This is a genomic window from Arthrobacter ramosus (assembly GCF_039535095.1).
Taxonomy (GTDB): domain Bacteria; phylum Actinomycetota; class Actinomycetes; order Actinomycetales; family Micrococcaceae; genus Arthrobacter; species Arthrobacter ramosus.
Genome location: NZ_BAAAWN010000001.1, coordinates 863,397 through 884,223 on the forward strand (window position 1 = coordinate 863,397; position 20,827 = coordinate 884,223).

Annotated in this window: 16 protein-coding genes and 1 tRNA gene; 14 read left to right on the top strand and 3 right to left on the bottom strand. The window is 62.6% G+C overall.

Features of this window, described 5'->3' with window-relative positions:
- The first annotated feature begins 2 nt into the window (after nucleotides 1–2).
- From ABD742_RS04150 to ABD742_RS24280, 8 genes are all read left to right on the top strand, one after another.
- Nucleotides 3–1,139, top strand: coding sequence for a GuaB3 family IMP dehydrogenase-related protein (locus tag ABD742_RS04150; protein WP_234749159.1), 1,137 nt, complete (start codon nucleotides 3–5; stop codon nucleotides 1,137–1,139).
- Nucleotides 1,140–1,242: 103 nt separating this feature from the next.
- On the top strand, nucleotides 1,243–3,003 hold the full coding sequence (locus ABD742_RS04155; RefSeq protein ID WP_234749161.1) for a glycerol-3-phosphate dehydrogenase/oxidase: 1,761 nt from the start codon (nucleotides 1,243–1,245) through the stop codon (nucleotides 3,001–3,003).
- A gap of 39 nt (nucleotides 3,004–3,042) precedes the next feature.
- Entirely contained in the window at nucleotides 3,043–3,531 is a 489-nt protein-coding gene (locus tag ABD742_RS04160; protein ID WP_234749162.1) for a PTS sugar transporter subunit IIA, read from the top strand.
- A 94-nt stretch (nucleotides 3,532–3,625) separates the two neighbouring features.
- Entirely contained in the window at nucleotides 3,626–4,468 is an 843-nt protein-coding gene (locus ABD742_RS04165; RefSeq protein ID WP_234749164.1) for an SURF1 family protein, read from the top strand.
- Nucleotides 4,465–4,983 carry a DUF3817 domain-containing protein gene (locus ABD742_RS04170; protein WP_234749165.1) on the top strand — a complete coding sequence of 173 codons (519 nt, stop codon included), beginning with the start codon at nucleotides 4,465–4,467 and terminating at the stop codon, nucleotides 4,981–4,983. The genes ABD742_RS04165 and ABD742_RS04170 overlap by 4 nt, the downstream gene beginning before the upstream one ends.
- 120 nt (nucleotides 4,984–5,103) lie before the next feature.
- Nucleotides 5,104–6,708 carry a glutamine-hydrolyzing GMP synthase gene (gene guaA / locus ABD742_RS04175; protein ID WP_234749167.1) on the top strand — a complete coding sequence of 535 codons (1,605 nt, stop codon included), beginning with the start codon at nucleotides 5,104–5,106 and terminating at the stop codon, nucleotides 6,706–6,708.
- Nucleotides 6,709–6,836: 128 nt separating this feature from the next.
- Nucleotides 6,837–10,733, top strand: coding sequence for an AAA family ATPase (locus tag ABD742_RS04180; RefSeq protein WP_372460892.1), 3,897 nt, complete (start codon nucleotides 6,837–6,839; stop codon nucleotides 10,731–10,733).
- 9 nt (nucleotides 10,734–10,742) lie between these two features.
- Entirely contained in the window at nucleotides 10,743–10,988 is a 246-nt protein-coding gene (locus ABD742_RS24280) for a hypothetical protein (RefSeq protein WP_372460893.1), read from the top strand.
- Between the two features lie 19 nt (nucleotides 10,989–11,007).
- On the opposite strand, the gene cpaB is transcribed toward ABD742_RS24280, so the two are convergent.
- The 3 genes from cpaB to ABD742_RS04195 form a co-directional block, all read right to left on the bottom strand.
- Nucleotides 11,008–11,844: a Flp pilus assembly protein CpaB gene (gene cpaB / locus ABD742_RS04185; protein ID WP_268818820.1), complete on the bottom strand. Its 837-nt coding sequence runs from the start codon at nucleotides 11,842–11,844 to the stop codon at nucleotides 11,008–11,010.
- A 102-nt stretch (nucleotides 11,845–11,946) separates the two neighbouring features.
- Nucleotides 11,947–12,210: an FmdB family zinc ribbon protein gene (locus ABD742_RS04190; protein WP_234749168.1), complete on the bottom strand. Its 264-nt coding sequence runs from the start codon at nucleotides 12,208–12,210 to the stop codon at nucleotides 11,947–11,949.
- Nucleotides 12,211–12,364: 154 nt separating this feature from the next.
- Nucleotides 12,365–12,970, bottom strand: a complete 606-nt coding sequence (locus tag ABD742_RS04195; RefSeq protein WP_234749169.1) for a 5-formyltetrahydrofolate cyclo-ligase — start codon at nucleotides 12,968–12,970, stop codon at nucleotides 12,365–12,367.
- A gap of 119 nt (nucleotides 12,971–13,089) precedes the next feature.
- Here ABD742_RS04195 and galU point away from each other — a divergent pair, with 119 nt between their 5' ends.
- The 6 genes from galU (at nucleotide 13,090) to ABD742_RS04225 (ending at nucleotide 20,794) form a co-directional block, all read left to right on the top strand.
- Complete coding sequence (gene galU, locus ABD742_RS04200) at nucleotides 13,090–13,995, top strand: UTP--glucose-1-phosphate uridylyltransferase GalU (RefSeq protein WP_234749171.1); 906 nt, start codon at nucleotides 13,090–13,092, stop codon at nucleotides 13,993–13,995.
- A gap of 6 nt (nucleotides 13,996–14,001) precedes the next feature.
- Nucleotides 14,002–14,622 carry a GNAT family N-acetyltransferase gene (locus ABD742_RS04205; RefSeq protein WP_234749173.1) on the top strand — a complete coding sequence of 207 codons (621 nt, stop codon included), beginning with the start codon at nucleotides 14,002–14,004 and terminating at the stop codon, nucleotides 14,620–14,622.
- 309 nt (nucleotides 14,623–14,931) lie between these two features.
- Nucleotides 14,932–15,657, top strand: a complete 726-nt coding sequence (locus tag ABD742_RS04210; protein ID WP_308193814.1) for a hypothetical protein — start codon at nucleotides 14,932–14,934, stop codon at nucleotides 15,655–15,657.
- 6 nt (nucleotides 15,658–15,663) lie between these two features.
- Nucleotides 15,664–16,464: an SDR family oxidoreductase gene (locus ABD742_RS04215; RefSeq protein WP_234749175.1), complete on the top strand. Its 801-nt coding sequence runs from the start codon at nucleotides 15,664–15,666 to the stop codon at nucleotides 16,462–16,464.
- Nucleotides 16,465–16,495: 31 nt separating this feature from the next.
- Nucleotides 16,496–16,568 (top strand) — tRNA-Ala (locus ABD742_RS04220).
- Nucleotides 16,569–17,191: 623 nt separating this feature from the next.
- Entirely contained in the window at nucleotides 17,192–20,794 is a 3,603-nt protein-coding gene (locus ABD742_RS04225; RefSeq protein WP_234749177.1) for a hypothetical protein, read from the top strand.
- Nucleotides 20,795–20,827: the final 33 nt, after the last annotated feature.

A 20,827-nucleotide genomic window follows, 5' to 3' on the forward strand; every position in this document is an offset into this window, starting at 1 on the left:
CAGTGACTTACGAGATTGAGATTGGCCGTGGCAAGCGTGGGCGTCGTGCCTACTCCCTGGATGACATCGCGATCGTCCCCAACCGCCGGACGCGCGACCCCAAGGACGTTTCCGTCTCATGGCAGATTGATGCCTATAAGTTCGAGATGCCAGTGATCGCCGCACCCATGGATTCCGCGATGTCGCCTGAAACGGCCATCGCCCTTGGCCAGCTGGGCGGCCTGGGCGTTTTGGACCTCGAGGGCTTGTGGACGCGGTATGAGGACCCCCAGTCCGTGCTGGACGAGATCTCTGCCCTTGCGGATGAAACGGCCAGCCCGACCGTCACCCGACGCATGCAGGAACTCTACAAGGCCCCCATTCAGCCCGAACTGATCACCACCAGGCTCGCGGAAATCCGTGCTTCCGGCGTGACCGTGGCAGGCTCGCTGACGCCACAGCGTACCCAGGAACACTACAAGACCGTGGTGGCCGCCGGCGTCGACATTTTTGTCATTCGTGGCACCACAGTCTCGGCCGAACACGTCTCCAAGAACCATGAGCCGCTGAACCTCAAGCAGTTCATTTACGAACTCGACGTCCCCGTGATCGTCGGCGGGGCCGCCGGCTACACCCCGGCATTGCACCTCATGCGTACCGGGGCGGCCGGCGTCCTGGTGGGCTTCGGCGGTGGCGCAACGACCACCACGCGCCGTGCACTCGGCATCCATTCGCCCATGGCTTCCGCCATTTCCGACGTCGCTGCTGCGCGCCGCGACTACATGGATGAATCCGGTGGACGGTACGTGCACGTGATCGCCGACGGCGGCATGGGTTCTTCGGGTGACATCGTCAAAGCCATCGCCATGGGCGCCGACGCCGTCATGCTCGGCAGCGCCTTGGCCCGTGCGGAAGAAGCCCCGGGCAAGGGCTGGCACTGGGGCCAGGAAGCCCACCACCTAGAGCTGCCCCGCGGCGACAGGGTCAACGTTGGCACTGTCGGTCCCCTCGAAGAAGTACTCTTCGGGCCGGGCCACCACACCAACGGCACGTCCAACCTGATCGGCGCGCTTCGCCGTTCCATGGCGACCACCGGCTATTCGGACCTGAAAGAGTTCCAGCGGGTCGACGTCGTCGTCTCGCCTTACTCTGGCGGGTAGCTTCCGCTCGGGCCGCTCTGGAGCTCACGCGAAAACCCTGCCCAAGCCGCTGGACAAGAAGTAGTGTGGGGAACTACGGGCTTTGTGCGATGGGAGGCGTCCAATGAGCAGTGTTGCAGATGGTTCGCAAAGGGATGATGCACCAACGGGTGCATTGAGTCCCCAGGCGCGGGCCAGATCCATCGAAGTTCTCAAGGGCACCACCGAGCCTGGCAAGGAACTCGACATCCTGATTGTCGGGGGAGGCGTAGTCGGGGCCGGTGCGGCTTTGGACGCGGTGACCCGCGGTTTGTCCGTCGGCATTGTCGAGGCCCGGGACTGGGCTTCGGGCACGTCGTCAAGGTCCTCGAAGCTGATTCACGGCGGGTTGCGTTACTTGGAAATGCTGGACTTCGCGCTGGTCCAGGAAGCTCTCCAGGAACGCGGATTGCTGATCCAAGTGATCGCACCTCACCTTGTCCGGCCGGTTCCGTTCCTGTACCCGCTGACCCGGCGTTTTTGGGAGCGGCCCTACGTTGGTGCCGGGATCTTCCTCTACGACACTCTTGGCCTCACCTCCGGCCACAGCCGCGGCGTGCCCATGCACAAACACCTCTTCCGGCGCGGAACACTGAGGGCCGCACCCAGCCTCAAGAGCGATGCCTTCGTCGGCTCCATCCGCTATTACGATGCACAGGTCGACGACGCCAGGCTGGTGGTCAATGTCGTCCGCACTGCCGCGCGTTACGGTGCGCATGCCGTGAACAGGATGCGCGTGGTGTCGTTCGTGCGCGAAGGCGAACGCGTGGTGGGCGCCAAGGTGGAAAACCAGGAAGACGGCAGCATCATCGAAGTCCGCGCCAAGCAAGTGGTCAATGCCACGGGAGTCTGGACGGACGAGACCCAGGCCATGGTGACGGATCGTGGCCAGCTCAAGGTCCGGGCCTCCAAAGGCATACACCTTGTGGTCCCGCGCGACCGCTTCCAGTCCACGGTGGGATTGATCCTGAGGACCGAAAAATCCGTGCTGTTCGTCATCCCCTGGGGGCGGCACTGGATCATCGGCACAACGGACACCGACTGGAAACTCGACAAGGCGCACCCTGCCGCGTCCACGAAGGACATCGACTATGTTCTTGAACACGTCAATCGTGTCTTGAAGCGTCCCCTGACCCGTGAGGATGTTGAGGGCGTGTACGCGGGCCTGCGTCCGCTGCTGGCGGGGGAGAGCGACTCCACGGCCAAACTTTCACGCGAACACGTGGTGGCGCACCCCGTTCCAGGCCTGGTGGTGGTTGCCGGCGGAAAGTTCACCACGTACCGGGTCATGGCGAAGGACGCGGTGGACGAAGCGACCCGGGCCATGGACGAGCGCGTACCAGCGAGCTGCACCGACACCATCCCGCTCCTGGGCGCTGAGGGGTTCAAAGCTGCATGGAACCGGCGGGCAAGAACCGCAGATGAGGCCGGGGTCCACGTCGCAAGGGTGGAACATTTGCTCAACCGCTATGGCTCCATGACCCCGGAAGTCCTGGCGATCATCAAGGACAACCCGGCCATGGCCGATCCGCTGCCGGGGGCAGACGACTATTTGGCAGCAGAGGTCGTCTATGCCGCGACTCATGAGGGTGCCCGGCATGTCCATGATGTCCTGACCCGACGCACCCGCATCTCGATCGAGTCGTGGGACAGAGGTGTTTCCGCGGTCCCCGTTGTCGCTAAGCTGATGGGAGAAATTCTTGGCTGGAGCGACGCGCAGCGGGAAAGCGAAATCAAGCACTACCTGGCCCGGGTGGAAGCTGAACGGCTCAGCCAACAGCAGCCCGACGACGAATCGGCCGATGCTGCGCGCATGGGTGTCGATGACATCGTCCCCCTCCGCTAAGCGGCCCGGGTTGGCTGGGCACACTGGAGGGAAAACGACTTGGCGGAACCACTGGACCGATATGATGCCGAACTGACGACGCCGGAGACCGTCATCCTGGAGATGGAAGCGGTCGACAAAACAGATGCCGCGGGGCAGCTCGCGGAAAGGCTCTACGCCGCCGGGCGCATCACGGACCTTGAGGGCTTCCTCGAACATGTCAACTCGCGCGAACACCAACTTGCTACCGGGCTGCCGGGCGGCATTGGCCTTCCGCATGCCCGCAGCGAGTTTGTCTCCCGGGTCTCGATCGCTGTCGGCGTCACGAAGTTCGGACACTCATTGGACTTCGGCGCCAGCGACGGACCGGCAACCCTGGTCCTGCTCATCGCTACGCCCGCCAGTTCATTCTCGGACCACTTGGAAGTCCTCGCGACCTTGGCCCGCTCGCTGTCCAAGGAATCCTTCAGGGAATCCCTCCGGCGCGCCCACGATCCGGAAGTGATCGCCGAACTGATCAACTCCAGCCTGGTGTTCTTCGACCACTGAATTCCGCCCCATAGGGGGCAGACCCTGCTGCCTCACTCTAGGGGCGGGTCCTTTCGTTTAGCTGTTCTACAGCTTGACGAAGTACGGTTAAGGGGTGTTGAAAACCGCTCTGAAGCCCCGATGGATCGCAGGACTTGTCTTCGCGCTCCTGCTCTCCGGGGTGTTTGTGCTGCTCAGCCAGTGGCAGTTCGGCAGATCCACCCAGAGCGACGTCCCGGTTGACGACCCCGCGGTGGAGCAAGTCAAGCCGCTTACGGGGGAATTGCAGCCTGGAACGTTCTTCCCGGGTTCCGCGTCAGATCAAATGGTCAGCGCCAAGGGTAGTTACGACCCCGCCAAACAGGTCCTTGTGGAGGGCCGGTTGCTCGCCGGGCAAAAAGGGTACTGGGTAGTGACCGCGTTTGCTGTCGACGGGGCCCCCATCCTCCACGGCGTCGGCGCCTCCGCGAAGACCTGGATCCCCGTAGCCCGCGGCTGGGTCGCCGATCCCGCCCAAGCCGGGCCGCCGCCGTCGGGCACTATTGAACTGACCGGACGGCTCCTGCCGTCCGAGGCGCCGGTGCCAAACGTCGACGCCGGAGCGGGCCGCGCGTCTGCGGTTTCGGTCGCGGAACTCATCAACACGTGGGAAGTCTCAAGCTATCCCGGCTTCGTCGCCGCGACGTCGGAAGTATCGGCGGGCAAGACGCTCGCGCTTCCCGCGCAGCTGAAGCCTTTGAATATCCCGGCCCAGCCCCCCAACCAACAGATCAACTGGCTCAACCTTTTCTACTCCGTGGAATGGGTCGTCTTCGCAGGATTCGCCCTCTACGTCTGGTGGCGCATGGTGGCCGATGACTACCGGCGCACCCTCGAAGAAGACGAGGAAGAGCCCGACGACGAATTCCCGTCAGACGATTTGCCAGCAATTACCAAGCCAGAACAGGTAAAGCCATGATTGAGCCCAAACCGGCCATCCAGCCCGAACAGTCCGGAGAGTCTGCCGCAAAGACAAGCGCGGCCAAGAAACGCCGCTTCGGTGGAACGACGGCCCAGATCCGCTCGGCCCTGAAGTTCTACAAAGTCATGGCCTACCTCACCGGCACCATGCTGCTGCTCCTGTGCGCTGAGCTCGTTGCGCGCTATGTGTTCGGCGTGTATCTCTTTGCCGGCGGTACCAACGCAATCACCGGTCAGCCGTTCGGTTTCGGATTCGCCGACGCTGAGTCCAAGGCCGTCCTGGGCGGGGTCAACGTCTCCGTGGGCGTCCTGATCGTCCATGGCTGGATGTACGTGCTGTACCTCATCTCGGACTTCCGCTTGTGGTCTCTCATGCGCTGGCCGTTCACGAAGCTCATCCTGCTCGCCTTGGGCGGCGTCGTCCCCCTCATGTCCTTCATTGTGGAGAAGAAGTTCCACTCGGAGGTAGAGATGGAACTCGCCGCGAATCCGCAGGCGTCCAAGCGCTACTGACGGACCTGGCCCGGCGGGCATTGTGAGATCGCTAACGTCGGACTGTTTTCGCGGGTGATTCCGGGCTTCACGACTGGTTTCAAGGTGCACCGGGGCATCCCGGCAAAGTAGGCTGTTACGGTGACTACTCCCACCGCACCCTTCAGTTCTGAAGCTCAGACTTCCCAGAAGCCGGTGCTGGTTGTTGACTACGGTGCCCAGTACGCGCAGCTGATTGCCCGCCGCGTCCGTGAAGCGAATGTGTACTCGGAAATTGTTCCGCACACGTTCACCACCGAGCAGCTTCTGGCCAAGAACCCGGCAGCGATCATCCTCTCCGGCGGACCTTCAAGCGTTTATGCCGAGGGTGCCCCGAAGGTTGGCGCGGACCTTTTCGAGGCCGGCGTCCCGGTCTTCGGTATTTGTTACGGTTTCCAGGCCATGGCGAACGCGCTCGGCGGCAAGGTCGCGCAGACCGGTTTGCGGGAGTACGGCGCAACCGAGGCCACCACCGTTGGCGAGGCGCGCTCCATCCTTGCGGGTCTTCCGGACTCCCAGAACACCTGGATGAGCCACGGAGACTCCGTTCATGAGGCTCCTGAAGGCTTCGAGGTCCTGGCGACCACCGCAGGCGCACCTGTGGCTGCTTTCGCGAACGAAGAGAAGCATCTCTACGGCGTGCAGTGGCATCCGGAAGTAAAGCACTCAGTCCACGGCCAGCAGGTTCTGGAGAACTTCCTGTTCAACGGAGCCGGCCTGAAGCCGAACTGGACCACCGGCAACATCCTTGAAGAGCAGGTGGACCGGATCCGCCGTCAGATCGGCGACTCCAAGGTCATCTGCGGCCTCTCCGGCGGCGTCGACTCGGCCGTTGCCGCAGCCCTCGTCCAGCGCGCCGTGGGCGATCAACTGACCTGTGTCTTCGTGGACCACGGCCTGCTGCGCGAAGGCGAAGCCGAACAGGTCGAGCGTGACTTCGTTGCCGCAACCGGCGTCAAACTCTATGTCGCCAACGAGCAGGAGCGATTCCTGTCCGCCCTGGCAGGGGTCAGCGATCCCGAGACCAAGCGTAAGATCATCGGCCGCGAGTTCATTCGTGCGTTTGAGGAAGCAGAGCGGGCCATCATCGCCGAGGCTGCGTCCGAAGGCGAGAGCATCAAGTTCCTCGTGCAGGGCACCCTGTACCCGGACGTCGTCGAATCCGGCGGCGGCGAAGGTGCCGCGAACATCAAGAGCCACCACAACGTGGGTGGCCTGCCCGAGGACCTGCAGTTCGAACTCGTTGAACCGCTCCGCGCCCTGTTCAAGGACGAGGTTCGTGCCGTGGGCGCGCAGCTCGGCTTGCCGCAGGAAATCGTCGGACGCCAGCCGTTCCCCGGGCCCGGCCTGGGTATCCGCATCGTCGGCGACGTGAATAAGGAACGGCTCGATCTCCTTCGCAAAGCGGACGCCATCGCGCGGGCCGAACTGACGGCGGCCGGACTCGACAATGACGTCTGGCAGATGCCTGTCGTACTGCTGGCCGACGTCCGCAGTGTTGGCGTGCAGGGCGACGGCCGCACCTACGGACACCCGATCGTGCTGCGTCCCGTTTCCTCAGAGGACGCCATGACTGCCGACTGGTCGAGGCTCCCGTATGACCTCCTCGCCAGGATCTCCAACAGGATCACCAACGAGGTTGACGGGGTCAACCGCGTGGTACTTGATGTCACCAGCAAGCCGCCGGGAACCATCGAGTGGGAATAGCATTCTGAGTGACCGGCCCCTGTTCCAGGGGCCGGTCACTTTGTCTTTCCCCTGAAATCAGGGCTAATTTGCCTTTGCACCAGTGTTGCGGTGCGGACTGCCGGTCGATTCCCGCTACCCTCGAAAGTATGCCGATTTGGTCCAAGTCGTCTCGAGCTACAACAGAAAAGAAGGCAGCGGTGTCAGTAGGTCAAAGCCACGAAGAGAGCTCCGTAGAGCTCCGGAAATGGCTGTCGGGGCTCAAGCCCGTGACTGGCGCAGACACCATGCTGCGCTTCGTCAAGACGCCGGAAGGGTCGATAGACCTGAGCAACGGCCACCCCTCAGGCCTGGCACAGCTCCTGGCCGGGCGTCGCACCCGGCTTTCCACCCTGATCCGGGATCGCCAGCAGTATCTTGTTGCCGCGCGTGCCGCCAGGAACCTTCGCTCCAAGATTTTCGAACTGGGAAACGACCGGGGGATCGATGCCGGGTATCTGTCCTGCGGCACGGTCGTGTGGACGTCGGCGGTCGGAGGAAAACCCCAAAGAGTCTCCGCGCCCGTGATGTTGGCTTCCATCTCACTCACGGCGCGTCCGGGCGAAGATGACTACGAGCTGCAACTCACCGAGCAGGCGGGCATCAACCCCGCGTTGGTCCGGCATTTGAAGACCGTCCATGGAATTGTCTTTGACGTCAACGCCGTGAGCCGCATGGCCTACAACACCGCCCGCATTGATCCCCAACCGGTCCTTGACCGTCTGGCGACGCTGGTCCAACCGATCCACGGTGCCGAGGTAACCCCCAATCTCCTCATAACGACCTTGGCGGATCTCTCGGGGAATTTGGAAGACCCCTGGATCAACGAGAACAGCAGCGTCGTGGCCTCCCTGTTTGAGGCGGCCAACGGCGGCGACGTGGAGCCCGAACCCATCAAGTCCGGCCGGTTCCCGAACCTCGACGAGCGCGACCCCGCCGAAGAATCGCTCCTCCTGGATGCGGACGCGGATCAGCAGTACGTCGTGGATGCCGTGCGGGCGGGCGATTCGCTGGTGGTGAGCACCCCGCCAGGCAGCGGCCAGACCCAAACGGCCATCAACGCCATCGGTGCCCTCGTCAACGAGGGCAAGTCGGTGCTTGTGGTGGGTGACCGGCGGGCGAGCCTCAACGGTCTCGCAAGCCACTTTGAAGCCCTGGGCCTTGAATCGATGCTGTTCAGGCCGGGCAATGGTGCCACGCCCCAGCAGCTCAAAGGCCAGCTGGTCAGCGCGATCATCCGCAACGAAAAGTCGCTCGAGCCGCAACTCGCGAATCTCCACAAGACCCTGACCGAGCATCGCCATGCCCTCATGGACCATGTCGCGTCTTTGCACAATGTACGCCAGCGCTGGGGATGCTCGCCCTATCAGGCTATGCAGTCGCTCGCGGAGCTGACCTCGATCCAGCCTGCCCCCGCGACGACGGTGCGCTTGAAGCGCAGCGTGCTGGACAACATCAAAGACCGGGCTGAGCTGGCTGAAAGACTCCGACGCGCTGCCGAGCTTGGCAGCTTCAGCCGCGCATCGACGTCGAGCCCCTGGTACGGGGCGCGCCTGGTCACCCGCAAGGAAACCGAGGAAGCCCAGCAACTGGCCAGTAGTGCCGCCGAACAACTTCCCCAGCTGCGGGAACGGATGAACCAAGTGGCGGAGCACTCCGAAATCCGGCTTGGGGCGAACTTCGCCGAATGGGGCGCCCAGCTTGAGCTCTTGATAGCTGTACGGGAAAGCCTGGACAAATTCACCCCGGATATTTTTGACCGGCCGGTACACGATCTGATTTCCGCTACCGCTACGTCCACCTGGCGCCGTGAGCGGGGAGTCGAGATGCCCTCGATGCAGCGCTCCCGCCTGCGTCGCGTGGCAAAGGAATATGTCCGGCCCGGCGTCCACATTGCGGATCTGCACAGTTCCTTGGCGCTCGTTCAGGAACAGCGGGCATTGTGGGCCCAGTACGCGACCACACAGCGCCATCCGGCAGTGCCCTCCGGGCTCGCGGACCTCGGCGCCAGCTACCGCGAACTGGACCGGGATCTCCGCCGTCTGGGCGATTGCCTCAAACACACTGCCGGCGGCGGCGACCTCCACGCGACCCGTTACGAAGATCTCATGGCGCGTCTTGAGCGCCTCGTGGCCGACACGGGAACCCTGGAAACGCTCCCGGAGCGCACGCTTCTGGTCGAGAATATGCGCGAGCATGGACTCGCCGAGCTTCTTGCTGACTTGGCTGAACGCGAAGTGCCTGCCGAATCCGTCGCCGCGGAACTGGACCTGGCCTGGTGGCAGTCCGCCCTGGAAGCGATGATCAGCGGTGACGACTACCTCGCGATGTCCGACGGCGACTCCCTTCGCCGGCTCGAAGCGGAGTACCGCCTGGCGGACCAGGCGCACATCGCCAGCGGCGCCGCGCGGCTGCGGTGGAAACTCGCCGAAATGTGGCGGGCCGGAATCGCTGAACATCCCCGCCAATCGGAGCTCCTGCGGAACCTGATCAAGGATGGCCGCGTTACCCTCTCGGCGCTCAGCGCCCAGGCGCCTGCCCTTGTCTCCCGCTTGGTTCCCGTGTGGTCCATCAGTCCGTACCTGCTGACCAGCCTTTTGCCTGCAGAGCAGAAATTCGATGCGGTGGTGATTCTCGATGCCGAGAGCACATCCTTGCAGGCCGTGCTGCCGGCCATCGCCCGAGCCCAGCAAGTGGTTGCCTTCGGCGACGCCAAGATCGCCAATGCCCGCACCTTCAGCGTTGCCGTGGAGCCTCCCATGGCCGGTGCCGCGAGCCAAGACACAGTGGACAGTGCATTCAGTGCTTTGGCCCGGGTCCTGCCCACATGGCAGTTGAACTGGGTGTATCGAGCGGTAGACGAAGATCTCGTGCTTCAGCTGAGCAAGAACTACTACAACGGCGGCCTGCGTCGGCTGCCGGACGGCCAATCCGTAACGGGGCTGGACCGCTCGGTAGTAGTTGAGTACATCCCGGATGGCACCGGCCTGCCGGGGGCGGATCACGAAGGTGTTGAATCCGTCGCCGCCGAAGTGAACCGCGTGGTTGACCTGGTGTTTCAACACGCCAGTCTTAGGCCTCGGACCTCGCTCGCCGTTGTCACCGCAAGCCTGCGCCATGCCGCGAGGATCGGCGAAGCCATCAGGCTCCAGCTTCCTAACTACCCGCTGTTGTCGGGTTTCTTCAACGCCGGTGCGGAGTCCTTCCGCGTTGTGGATTTGGAGCGCGCGCAAGGACTGGTCCGCGACCACATCATCTTCTCCCTGGGCTTCGGGCGCACTCCGCATGGCCGGGCGCTGCACAGTTTCGGGCCCCTGTCCGTCGAAGGCGGGCGAAACAAATTTGCCTTGGCAATGACCCGCTCCCGGAGATCGCTGCACGTCCTGAGCTGCTTCCGTCCGGAGGACCTCGATCTGGACAGGTTGGCTCACGGCGCCGTTGATTTCCACGAACTCCTTGACCGTGAACTGTCCGGGAATTCGGATCTCGGGACGCCGGCCACCCGGGCTGCGGCCAGTGAGCAAGCGCTCGGTGAGGATCCGTTGGTGGCGGATCTGGGCGAGCGACTCCGTGCCCGTGGAGCCCGGGTGTGGCACCACTACGACGGAGCCTTGGACATCGCCGCGGCAGCCGATCCCGTGCACACCATAGGCCGTGATGACTCCGAAATGCCCACCCCGGTGGCCATTGAGTCGGATGGCACGGAACGATACCGCCGCATGAGCGTCAGGGAGCGCAGCAGGCTCCGGCCCCAGCTCCTGGAACACCTTGGCTGGCGTTATATGTCCTTGTGGACCATCGAAGTATTCACGGATCCCTCGTCGTGCGCTGACCGCATCGGGTCCTATCTGGGACTGGAGAAGCCGGTAGCACCCTCGTATGGTGCCGTCCACGATGGATTCCTGGACATCGATGTTGAACAATTGGAACTGAACAGTCAGGCGGAGTCCGCCGAGGCAGGGCCTGGCGGTACGCAAGGCCCTGGCTCGGGACCGGCGATCCCCTAAGGAAGCGCAATGGCGGAAAGCGAAAGCACTCAATCCAAGAACCCTGCGGACACCGGTGCCGATGCGGTAGGCTCTGACACCGAGTTGGACGAGCAGGAGAAAACAAAAGTGAAGCCCGCACCGGAGCGGAAGCCGGCAGGAGAAAGCATTCTGCCCAAGAAAGCCTCCGAAGATGATCCACGCCGTTGGGGTGATGAGCCTGGCTACGACCACGACGCCTGGCTGAAGGAGCAAAGGCCCCCGCACTGGGGCTGAACCTTCCATTTGCTCGTGACTATCCGGCCGGGGTCTGGATCTGCCGCTTGTCAGAGGGATTGACGAGTACAAAGAAGAGTTTCCCGCGTGTCGAAGCGCCGGCGAGGATTTCGGCCTGTTGCGGATTGGCAGCGACAACCACAAGGCCGTCCGCCTCGTTCGTGCCCAACCATTGGCTGGCCTTGCCTCCTTGCGCGGACGTCCACAAAACCGGGACCGCAGCTGCCAGGAGCTCGGATTTCTTGCCGGGCCCTTCAAGTCCATCTGCTGCCGTGAGCACAACGTTGACCAACTGGCCCGGCGAGATGAGCTGGATTGAAGCGGGATCGGCCATGCGAAGTGGAACGGCCGCCGTCGCGGGTGCGGTGCCAGTCAGCAGGCCAGGTCCCAGGAGTTGGGCGTCTGTGGGGATCTGCCCCTTCTGCAGGGGCGAAGCAAGCTGCTTCCCGCCATATCCAGCCCTGGAGGTGAGTGCCCCGGCTGGAACTCCATCAGGAAGGACTTCGATTGGTTTGAGGTCGGAATCCGTCAAAGTGGACCCGGCAGGAAGATCCCGTGCGGCGGCCAGGACCGTGGCTCGCTGCTCCGAAGCTGGAGTCAGTTGATGGACGGCAATCCCGGCGGCCACGCATAGAAGGAGTGCCACCACGAGGCGCCGGTTGCGGTTTAGCCAGCTGCCGAAGCTGCGGTGCTTGGACTGTCCCGCGGGAGCGCCAGGGTGCCCGCCAGCCCTGAAGGGGAGAGCCTGAAGACGGCGGGTGCGGGCCCTGTTAACCGGCGCGAGGAGTCTATCGCGCGGAAGCGATAAGGGTCCGGCTGACATGGGGTCCGGGGATACGTTCGGGGTTGCTGGCATGGTGCCACGCTAACCGGGCACGCAGGCCCCGTGGCAGGGCCTTGTTGAGCTATGTGGAAACGTTGAGCTATGTGGAAAACCGAAGGCAGCTGGAAGCCGGAATCAGCTCGCAGCAGCCGCCGGAACCGACGCTGGGGCCGGAGACGCAGCTGGTGCCGCGGCAGCGGCCGAAACGGTGCTTCCCTTGGAGTCCCGGGAGTCGGTGCGGTAGAAGCCCGATCCCTTGAAGACGACGCCCACGCTGTTGAACTTCTTGCGCAACGACCCTTGGCATTCAGGGCAGTCGGACAGGGAGCTGTCCGTGAAAGCCTGGACGATGTCAAAGGCATGTCCGCAGTCTTTGCAGGCATAGGCATATGTGGGCACTGGTGATCCTCCTCCGGGACGAACTACAGGTCCTGTGGTGCCAAGGCGGATTGTTCCGTCCGTTAGCAGTCCCAGGGCCTGAGTGCCAATTCTATCATCCGGAGCCGGGGCCGATACCACAGAATGTGGCGGAGTAGACAGCCGGAAGCCCCGGTCAATCGGCCGGAACCAGTCGGACGATCCTGTATGGGGTAAGTGCCTCCGCGACGGCCTTATCGAACGGTTCGGCCGGGATCGTCCCCGCGGGCAGGACTTCGTGGTCATAGACAACGGCGACAGTCGGCGGACGCTGCCCGTCGGCGTCGAGCTTGTCGAGGAGCCGGTCGTAGTAACCGCCCCCTTGGCCGATCCGGTTTCCGCCTTCATCGACGGCGGTGGCCGGGAGGAAGATTCCCGTCGCATCCTTGATGACGTCACTGTCGAATCGTTCGCCCAACGGCTCGTCAATCGGGGCGTACTTCGAGCGGACAAAGGCCGTCTCCGGTGTCCAATAGACCCAGCTCAGACGCCGTTCGGGTTCACAGACGGGAAGGAGGATCCTGTGCCCGGCGGCATGTAGGGCCGTAAGCAAGGGCATTGTCGGCGGCTCGGCAGCCACTCCGACATAGGCCGCGAAAGTCGACGGTTTCCCCTGTGCAACTGCATCCGCCCACGAGAGGCCATGGCGGGCAATCCCCGTTCCAGCGTCAGCTCGCTGTTGTCCGGTCAAGGCGAGCCGGCGCTTGCGGTTGTCCCGGCGGATATCGTCTTTCAAAGTCATCTTTGCTCCAGTTCTCGCTGCTATGCGGCTCGAGGCCGGGGAAGGAACGATGGGTTCCCTTCTGTCCACCCCAGGTTCCTTGTTGCCCAATGTCCAGCTCCTTCCGTTAGATTAGTCCGGTGACTTCCAATAGCTGCGCCGTCCGCAAGGCCGTGATCCCCGTTGCGGGGCTCGGTACCAGATTCCTGCCGGCTACAAAGGCCATGCCCAAGGAAATGCTGCCGGTAGTTGACAAGCCGGCCATCCAATATGTGGTTGAGGAAGCCGTGGGCGTCGGCCTCAACGACATCCTGATGATCACGGGACGAAACAAGCGCGCACTGGAAGACCATTTTGACCGTGTCCCCGCGCTTGAAGCGACCCTTGAGGCCAAGGGAGACCTCGCCAAATTGGATGCTGTACAGGCCACGAGCGGCCTGGGCGACATCCACTACGTTCGCCAGGGCGACCCCAAGGGCTTGGGCCATGCAGTGCTGCGTGCCAAGCAGCACGTCGGCTATGAGCCGTTCGCGGTTCTTCTCGGGGACGATCTGATCGACGCCCGGGACACTCTCCTCAGCGACATGATTGAGGTCCAGCAGAAGACCGGCGGATCCGTTGTAGCCCTCATTGAGGTGGAGCCCTCCCAGATCAGTGCCTATGGCTGTGCGGACATCGAGGATATCGGCGAGGACGGCTACGTCAGGATCAAGCAGCTTGTGGAAAAGCCGGCTGCAGATGAGGCTCCATCCAACCTGGCCGTGATTGGCCGCTATGTGCTTCACCCCGCCGTATTTGACGTCCTTGAGCACACCGAACCGGGACGGGGCGGGGAAATCCAACTGACGGATGCCCTCCAGGTCCTGGCCGCCGAGCAGGGCGAAGGCCGCGGCGTCTATGGAGTGGTCTTCCGCGGCCGTCGGTACGATACCGGGGACAAGCTCAGCTACCTCAAAGCCTGCGTCCAGCTGGCGTGTGACAGCGAAGACCTCGGTCCCGGTCTGCGTGAGTGGTTGCCCGGCTTCGCCGCCGGCCTCAGCAAGTAGCCCATTTTGTGGGGGGCGGCCATTTGGCCGGTGACGCTGGAGAGTGGGGACCTCATCTTGCGTCCCATTCATTACCGGGACAAGAAGGAATGGACCGAGGTCCGCTCGCGTAACAGTGACTGGCTGGCGCCTTGGGAAGCCTCCAACCCGGCCCCTGGTGGCCGCCTACCGAACTACCGGCAGATGGTGGCTTCCCTTAACGCGCAGGCCCGGCAAGCGAGTGCCCTTCCGTTTGTGATCACGGAGCGTATTCCCGGGTTCCCGGAGCCCAGGATCGTCGGGCAGCTCACGGTCTCCGCGATTATGTGGGGGTCGGCGATGACGGCCACGCTTGGCTACTGGGTCGACCAGGCTCGGGCCGGTCGCGGAATAGCCCCCACTGCGGTTGCCATGGCCACCGACCATTGCTTTGAAGCCCTTGGACTGCACCGGATGGAAATCAACATCAGGCCCGAGAACGGGCCGAGCCTACGGGTCGTTGAGAAGCTGGGATTCCGCGACGAAGGCCGCCGCGAGCGTTTCCTTCACATCAACGGAGAATGGGCTGATCATCGAAGCTTTGCGTTGACCTCGGAGGAGGTCCCCGGGGGCTTGCTGGCTGCTTGGCTGAGACGCGGAGCCAACTAGTCCGTTTGGGTGAATGAGAGTCGGTAAATCCATTGATTTGCCGACTCTCCGACGACACACCGTGGGCAATGCGGTGGCCTCTGCGTATTTGCTTCTACGGTTTTGATTGTGGACTTCCCTCTCAGCAGCTCAGTGATATTGGTCATTGCTGTCGCGCTGTGGATTGTTTGGGTTGCGCCATACATACTGCGGAATCGTCGCAACCACGTCCAAGTGGCCGGTGACGTCCCAGCGGATGTTATCGACGAAGACGCTCATGAACTGCAAGCCGGGGTGGTTCTGTCAATCACCCCTCGGCAGGAGAAAGCAATGGAAACCATGCAGAGCACCGCAACCGCATTGCCCGAGGTATCGGCCGACGCCGGCGAACGGCGTGATGCTGCATCGGATGCAGCGGTCTTCAAAGTCAGATACGGGCGTTGCGCTCTCGCTCTCGCCGGCGCCCTCCTCCTGCTCACGGCAGCCGTTTCCGGCGTGCTGCGCATTCTCGGCCTCGTTTCGGGTTGGCTGCCACTGGTATCCATCGTCGGCGTGGTCGGGATCGTCTTCCTGCTTCGACGGCTGGCCATCAGGGACCGCAGGGCGAAGATGAACAGGGCCTTCCGCAACGCAATGGGTCCCACAGTTGAGAGTTCTCGCGTAAGTCCTCCGGCCTCGGACCGACCGGCTACCAAGATCTTCGACGCGGAAGCCCACGCCCGTGAAGCGACGCGCCTGACCGCCGTCGAACTTCGTCAGGCTGCCCTCAACGTTGCTGTCGCCGCCGGCGACAACACAGTCCGGTTTACGGCGGAATCCAAGGAATCTGAATGGCAGCCGGTGGACGTTCCCAAACCAACATACGTCGACGCCGCCAAGGCACCCCGGCCGGCACCGGAACCCCTCGACTTGCCTGAGGCTCCCAAGCCCCTCGGAAAGCCGACATTGAAGCCGGCCAGCGCGCCGTCCGCCGGCCCGTCGGTCAAGGCGCAGCAAGGCAAGCCTCAGAGCGCCCTCAGCAACCTCGACGACGTTTTGCAGCGCCGTCGGGCATAGTCTCCCTTGACTATTGTCTGCGTCGCAGGGGGCACGGGACAGGTGGGCCGTGAAGTCGTCCGTTTGGCGCTCGACGCCGGACTTGACGTGAGGGTGCTGAGCCGCCGCCCGCCGTCGGGCACGTCACCAGTCCATCACGACGGCGCCTGCTACTTTCAGGCTGACGTCACCACAGGCGCCGGGCTGGCAGAGGCCCTGCAGGGGGCCGACGTCGTGATCGATTGCTTGGAAGGGCGGTTCGGGAAGGCCCGCAAGAATTTCGCCGACGGCGGCGCGCGCCTGCTCGCCGCGGCCGCCGGTTCCGGTGTCCGCAAGGCGGTTCTCCTCTCGATCATCAACTGCGACCAGAGCAACGCGGCGTTTTACGTCTCAAAAGCAGACAAAGAACGGGTCTACGCGCATTCGGCGCTTGAGACAGTCGTTGTGCGGGCCACACAGTTCCACAGCCTCGTGACGGCGGTTTTCCAGGCCGGGGCGAAAGTCCGCCTCATCCCGGTCTTCAAGGGCACACGCTTTCAGACGATTTCACCGTCGGATGTGGCGTCCGAGTTGCTGACCGAAGCCGTGGGGGAGCCTTCAGCAGAGCGACACCGTACACGAACCATCGGCGGACCGGACATCCGGACCACGCGTGAACTCGCTGAGATCTGGCGAGGAGCTACGGGATACGCCGGGCGGATCGTGGAGCTGCCGTTGCCGGGAGCGATGGGCAAATATCTTCGGAACGGACTGAATTTGGTGCCAAGCCGGCGGACGGGAACAGACACGTTCGAGTCTTGGTTGGCAAAGCGCGAAGATAGTTTGTAGCCTAGGGACACTGGGAACGCACGGTTGACCAGGGGCTATAGCTCAGTTGGTAGAGCGCTTCGTTCGCATCGAAGAGGTCAGGAGTTCGAGTCTCCTTAGCTCCACAGTGAAGGCCCTTTGACCTGCGGAAACGTAGGGTGGGAGGGTCTTTCTTGCGCCGAAAATGGGGCCAACCACACGGAAACCACACGCTTTGGGATGAAAACGTATGGCAGACGATGTCGAACGTCGAGGATCGTCCCTCGTGTCTGAGACGGCTCGCGCACTCGATCTGACCTTCCCGAGAGGCCCGGCTGCTGCTGCTGTCGCCCGGGCTTGAGGTGTTCGGCGCTGGCGACGCGGGGGTCAAAGGCTGTTGGAGTGTTCCTCGCGCATAGGGCAGAGGTGGACGAATCGGGTAAACGCGCGGCACGCACGAAGGGCAGACCGTTTGCGCTGGGTCTGTCTGAGCGATCCCAGGGGAGTGGGCCGGGTATGCGGCGTGGCTGTACCCGGTGAGCTTTAGAGCCCTGTCATAATCTGGTCAGACAAGATGACTAATCAAACGAAGGACCAGTCTCTGAAATGGCCAGGGCATGGCGGCTTCCAGCGGGCCGCCGAAACCCTTTGTGACTGTTAGTGAAGATGGGTCCGTGCGATTCCGAAATTCGGAGGTGGGGCTTTGAATGATTTGCTTCATATTAAGGGCGACTGTGCCGATTTTCATGCCTGCTGAAGGATGGGTCTAGTGCCAGAGTTCGGCCCGTTTTCCGTTGCTCCCGAGCAGATCAGCGGGCTTGGTGGTGCCAACTTCGGCCAGTTCGTGAGTCGACTGATCGCGACCGAGGCCGCTGCCCATGGGATGCGGGGCACAGTGCTAGAGACTACGTATCTGGAAAACATAGGCGATGGCGGAGTTGACGCGGGCCTGAGGCATGCCGCCGGGACTTCTTGGATTCCCGCTGGAGACAGCGCATGGCAGTTCAAAGCTGGCGATTTGGCGCCCGGCCGTTGTAAGACTGAGCTACGCGGAGCCGCGAGGGCACTCGAGATCCTTCAAGGTGGCGGCCAATACCGTCTGGTCTTAGGGGCGAGTCTCACCTCGACCAAGATCGACAAGCGACGAAATGCTTTGATTGAAACCGCCGTCGAGCTTGGAATCGCGGGAGCCGACAAGGTTATTGACGTCGTCACTGCAGACGGTCTGGCCCGATGGGCCGAGCAGTACCCTGCCCTGGCGGTTAGTCCCGTGCTGCGAGGCATCGGACATATCGGACACACCGTGGACGAATGGAGCCGGTCAAAGCTTCACGCCACATCTTGGGTGACTTCGACGTCGCGGGAGACACAGATCGATGCAATTCGTCAGGTCATTTCTGGTAATGAGCAGCTGGATCTGCACGTCGATGGCGAGAGCGGTTTGGGCAAGACCAGGCTCGTGCTCGAAGCTCTTCGTGGCCAACCGTACGAAGCGATAGTCATATATGCGCCTGCGGCGGACGAGTTTCCCGTCGCGGTCCTGGGTCATTTGCAGGCCCAGGAACGGTCGGCGGTCGTCGTTGTTGATGAGTGTGACCGCAAGCAGCATGAGGTCTATTCTTCAGTGCTCCACGCGGGTTCGGCGATCCGTCTCCTGACGATCGGCGAGCCAGGCGGCAATTCGACCCGTAGCCCGATGATATGTCTCGGCGGCTTCGACGACGAAGCGATGAGGGAGCTTCTTCGGAAGAACGAGCCACAGCTCTGGCCTGAGGCAGAGCGCGTCGTGGTTGATGTCGTCGCAGGGAACATCGATTACGCCCTAAAGGCGGCCAAGGCATTGGTCAGCAGGGGGGCTGGGTCGGCCGGTTCGCTCATTACTGAAGAGGATGTTCGTGCATTCATGACTGAGCAGCTCCCGGACGGCACGCTTTTTTTAGCGTGCTGCGCCCTCGCTCTATTCAGCCGGTTTGGCTGTGACGCAGACGCTGCGGTCGAGCTCTCCACGATCGCGTCTGGTCTCGGTTTCCAGGACGCCGAGCTTCACGCTGCGTTGACTTCCCTTCAGCGGCATGGGCTTCTCTCTCGTCAAGGGCGATTCCGGAGCGTCGCGCCTCATCCACTCGCCGTATACCTGGCATCGCGGGGATGGGACCAATACGGGCAGCGCATCATCAGCAATCTCCTTCCGATGCTTGACTCGGACTTGGCGGAACGCTTGTTCCGCCGTGCGGCCGAGATCGGCGAGCTCGACAGTGCGAGCAGCGCCCTTGCCGCGATGATGTCGGAGACCGGGGTGCTCTCGTCCTTCGGCGCCTTGGGCAGGAACAACAATTCAAGGTTGCTTGTTCATTTTGCCGTGCTTGCTCCTCGCCCTGTCGCTGATCGGCTCTCCTCACTCATCGAGGCGAGTGGCGAAGATGAATTGCGCGAGCATCAGAGCGTCCGGCGCGATCTTGTATGGACCTTGGAGAAACTCGCTTGGCACTCCCGAACATTCGAAACCGCTGCAGACTCACTGCTCCGTCTCGCTCTTGCCGAGACGGAGCAGTTCAGCAACAATGCGAACGGAACGTGGATCGAACTTTTCGGGACCATGCTTCCCGGAACCGCAGCGCCGCCCGAGGCCAGGATCGCCTATTTGCGAAGCGTTGCGGCTTCGGACGACGCACGAATGCGTCTACTTGCCCTAAAAGGTGCGGCCCGTGCGCTGGCCATCCACGAATCGATCATGGTGTCAGGCGAGGTCCAAGGCGGTGTGGTCGTTGAACGCCGTGGCCGCCCCGAGACCTGGGGCGATGCGTGGAGCTATCGCAATGCCGCGATCGACATACTCGGAATGCTTGCCACGGACGATGACGGCGAAGTCGCCTCAACCGCAATCAAGGCGCTGATTGAAGCCATCCATGGATCCCTGGAGATGCCCGCAGTTCGAGACCATCTCGGACAGGTGCTGGCCACCTTACCCAGAGACCCAATTTCGCAAGTACGAATCGAGATAGAGCAGTTGCGTTCGATGTTCGCCCGCGTCGAAGCGGCGAAAGAGGTTGAAGAGGACGAAGAGACGGACGTGCGTCGCGAGAGTGTTGAGGTGCTCGCATCGAAATTGCCACCTGAGGACGCAATGGAAAGGCTGATCATTACGGCCAACACGAATTCGTGGGACAGTCCGGTCGATGAAGTAACCAGAGATCTCATCGTTTCCGCCAGAGCGGTGGCTGACGATGGACCCGGGGAAGTGCTGTTGAAGCTCCTGTCCTCTGGGACAGTTCAGGCGGCGTTCGCCGCTGGCGCTGCTCTATCTGATCTCGGAATGGACCTTCAGCGCAACCAGAAGAAGCTGGCAGCCCTCTTCGAAGGCCCGAACTCGGAGGCCGTTTTCGGCTACCTTCATCGGCTGGCCGACCACGGGGATACCGACGCCTACGACCGGTATGTCGATGGGCAGGGCCTCCCACCCTTGGAGAAGCTGCGGCTTTCGGTCCGCGGCCCACGCACCGAAAGGGCAGTTGAACGAGTGGATCAGCTTGTTCGCGCGATTTCCGTTAGCGCCGCGGCCAGGCTCCTCTTCGCATGGATGCATGAAGCCCCAGATGACCACGTTGCTCGATACCTGGCACTGTGGCTCGATCGCATCGATTCGCAGGAGGATTACAACGCGGCTGTTGATTTCGCATGGCACCAACTCCTTAACAAGGAGAGGCGTATCGCACAGTTCGAGCCATTGAATCGCATACTTGTCGCCAAGAGGTCGGAGTTTCCAGACGTGGGGCACCAATACTGGGGCTGGACACAACTTGCCGAGCGGTGGCTCAACGATGACCCAATAGGCCTGGCCAGCCTCCTCACGGACCTCATCGACGGTGGTGCAATGAACCCTTACAGCGGTTCGGAAGAGGCGCAGCTGTGGCACCAAGCCCTGAAGACCGCGGGCGAACCGGCTTGGCTGGATGTCATGAACCGTATCGAGGGTGGATCTTGGCGATTTTCATTTGGCATGGACATCTGGCTGGCTAGCGCTGTCGATCTCCATGTAGTCGAGGCCTGGGTGGGCTCCAGCGTTGGGCGTGCACGCATCGTGGCGTCGGTGGCTCCCATGGAGGGCAACACCCTGCCGCCAGTCGCCCGTTTCCTGCTTGAAAGCTTTTCTCAAGACGATCGAGTGAAATCGGCGCTGGTCGGACAGTTCGTCACTGGGTCGTGGTCGGGCAACGAGTCGGATCGAATCAGCCGGCAAATCGCGCAGGTTGAGGGTTGGATCACTGATCACGCCGTTTCCCAGAAGGCCAGACAATGGATCCATGGTTTGATTGCTTCCTTGGAGGCATGGCGTGTGCAGGCCCTTGAGCGGGAGGCTGAGCAGCACTGGTAGGTGGAACAGCTCTTATTCAGGACGGAGTAACAG

Coding starts and splice junctions, on each gene's coding strand:
- ABD742_RS04155 (WP_234749161.1), top strand. CDS start 1,243: ATGAGCAGTGTTGCAGATGGTTCGCAAAGGGATGATGCACCAACGGGT.
- ABD742_RS04170 (WP_234749165.1), top strand. CDS start 4,465: ATGATTGAGCCCAAACCGGCCATCCAGCCCGAACAGTCCGGAGAGTCT.
- ABD742_RS04180 (WP_372460892.1), top strand. CDS start 6,837: ATGCCGATTTGGTCCAAGTCGTCTCGAGCTACAACAGAAAAGAAGGCA.
- ABD742_RS24280 (WP_372460893.1), top strand. CDS start 10,743: ATGGCGGAAAGCGAAAGCACTCAATCCAAGAACCCTGCGGACACCGGT.
- cpaB (WP_268818820.1), bottom strand. CDS start 11,844: ATGCCAGCAACCCCGAACGTATCCCCGGACCCCATGTCAGCCGGACCC.
- ABD742_RS04195 (WP_234749169.1), bottom strand. CDS start 12,970: ATGACTTTGAAAGACGATATCCGCCGGGACAACCGCAAGCGCCGGCTC.
- ABD742_RS04210 (WP_308193814.1), top strand. CDS start 14,932: ATGGAAACCATGCAGAGCACCGCAACCGCATTGCCCGAGGTATCGGCC.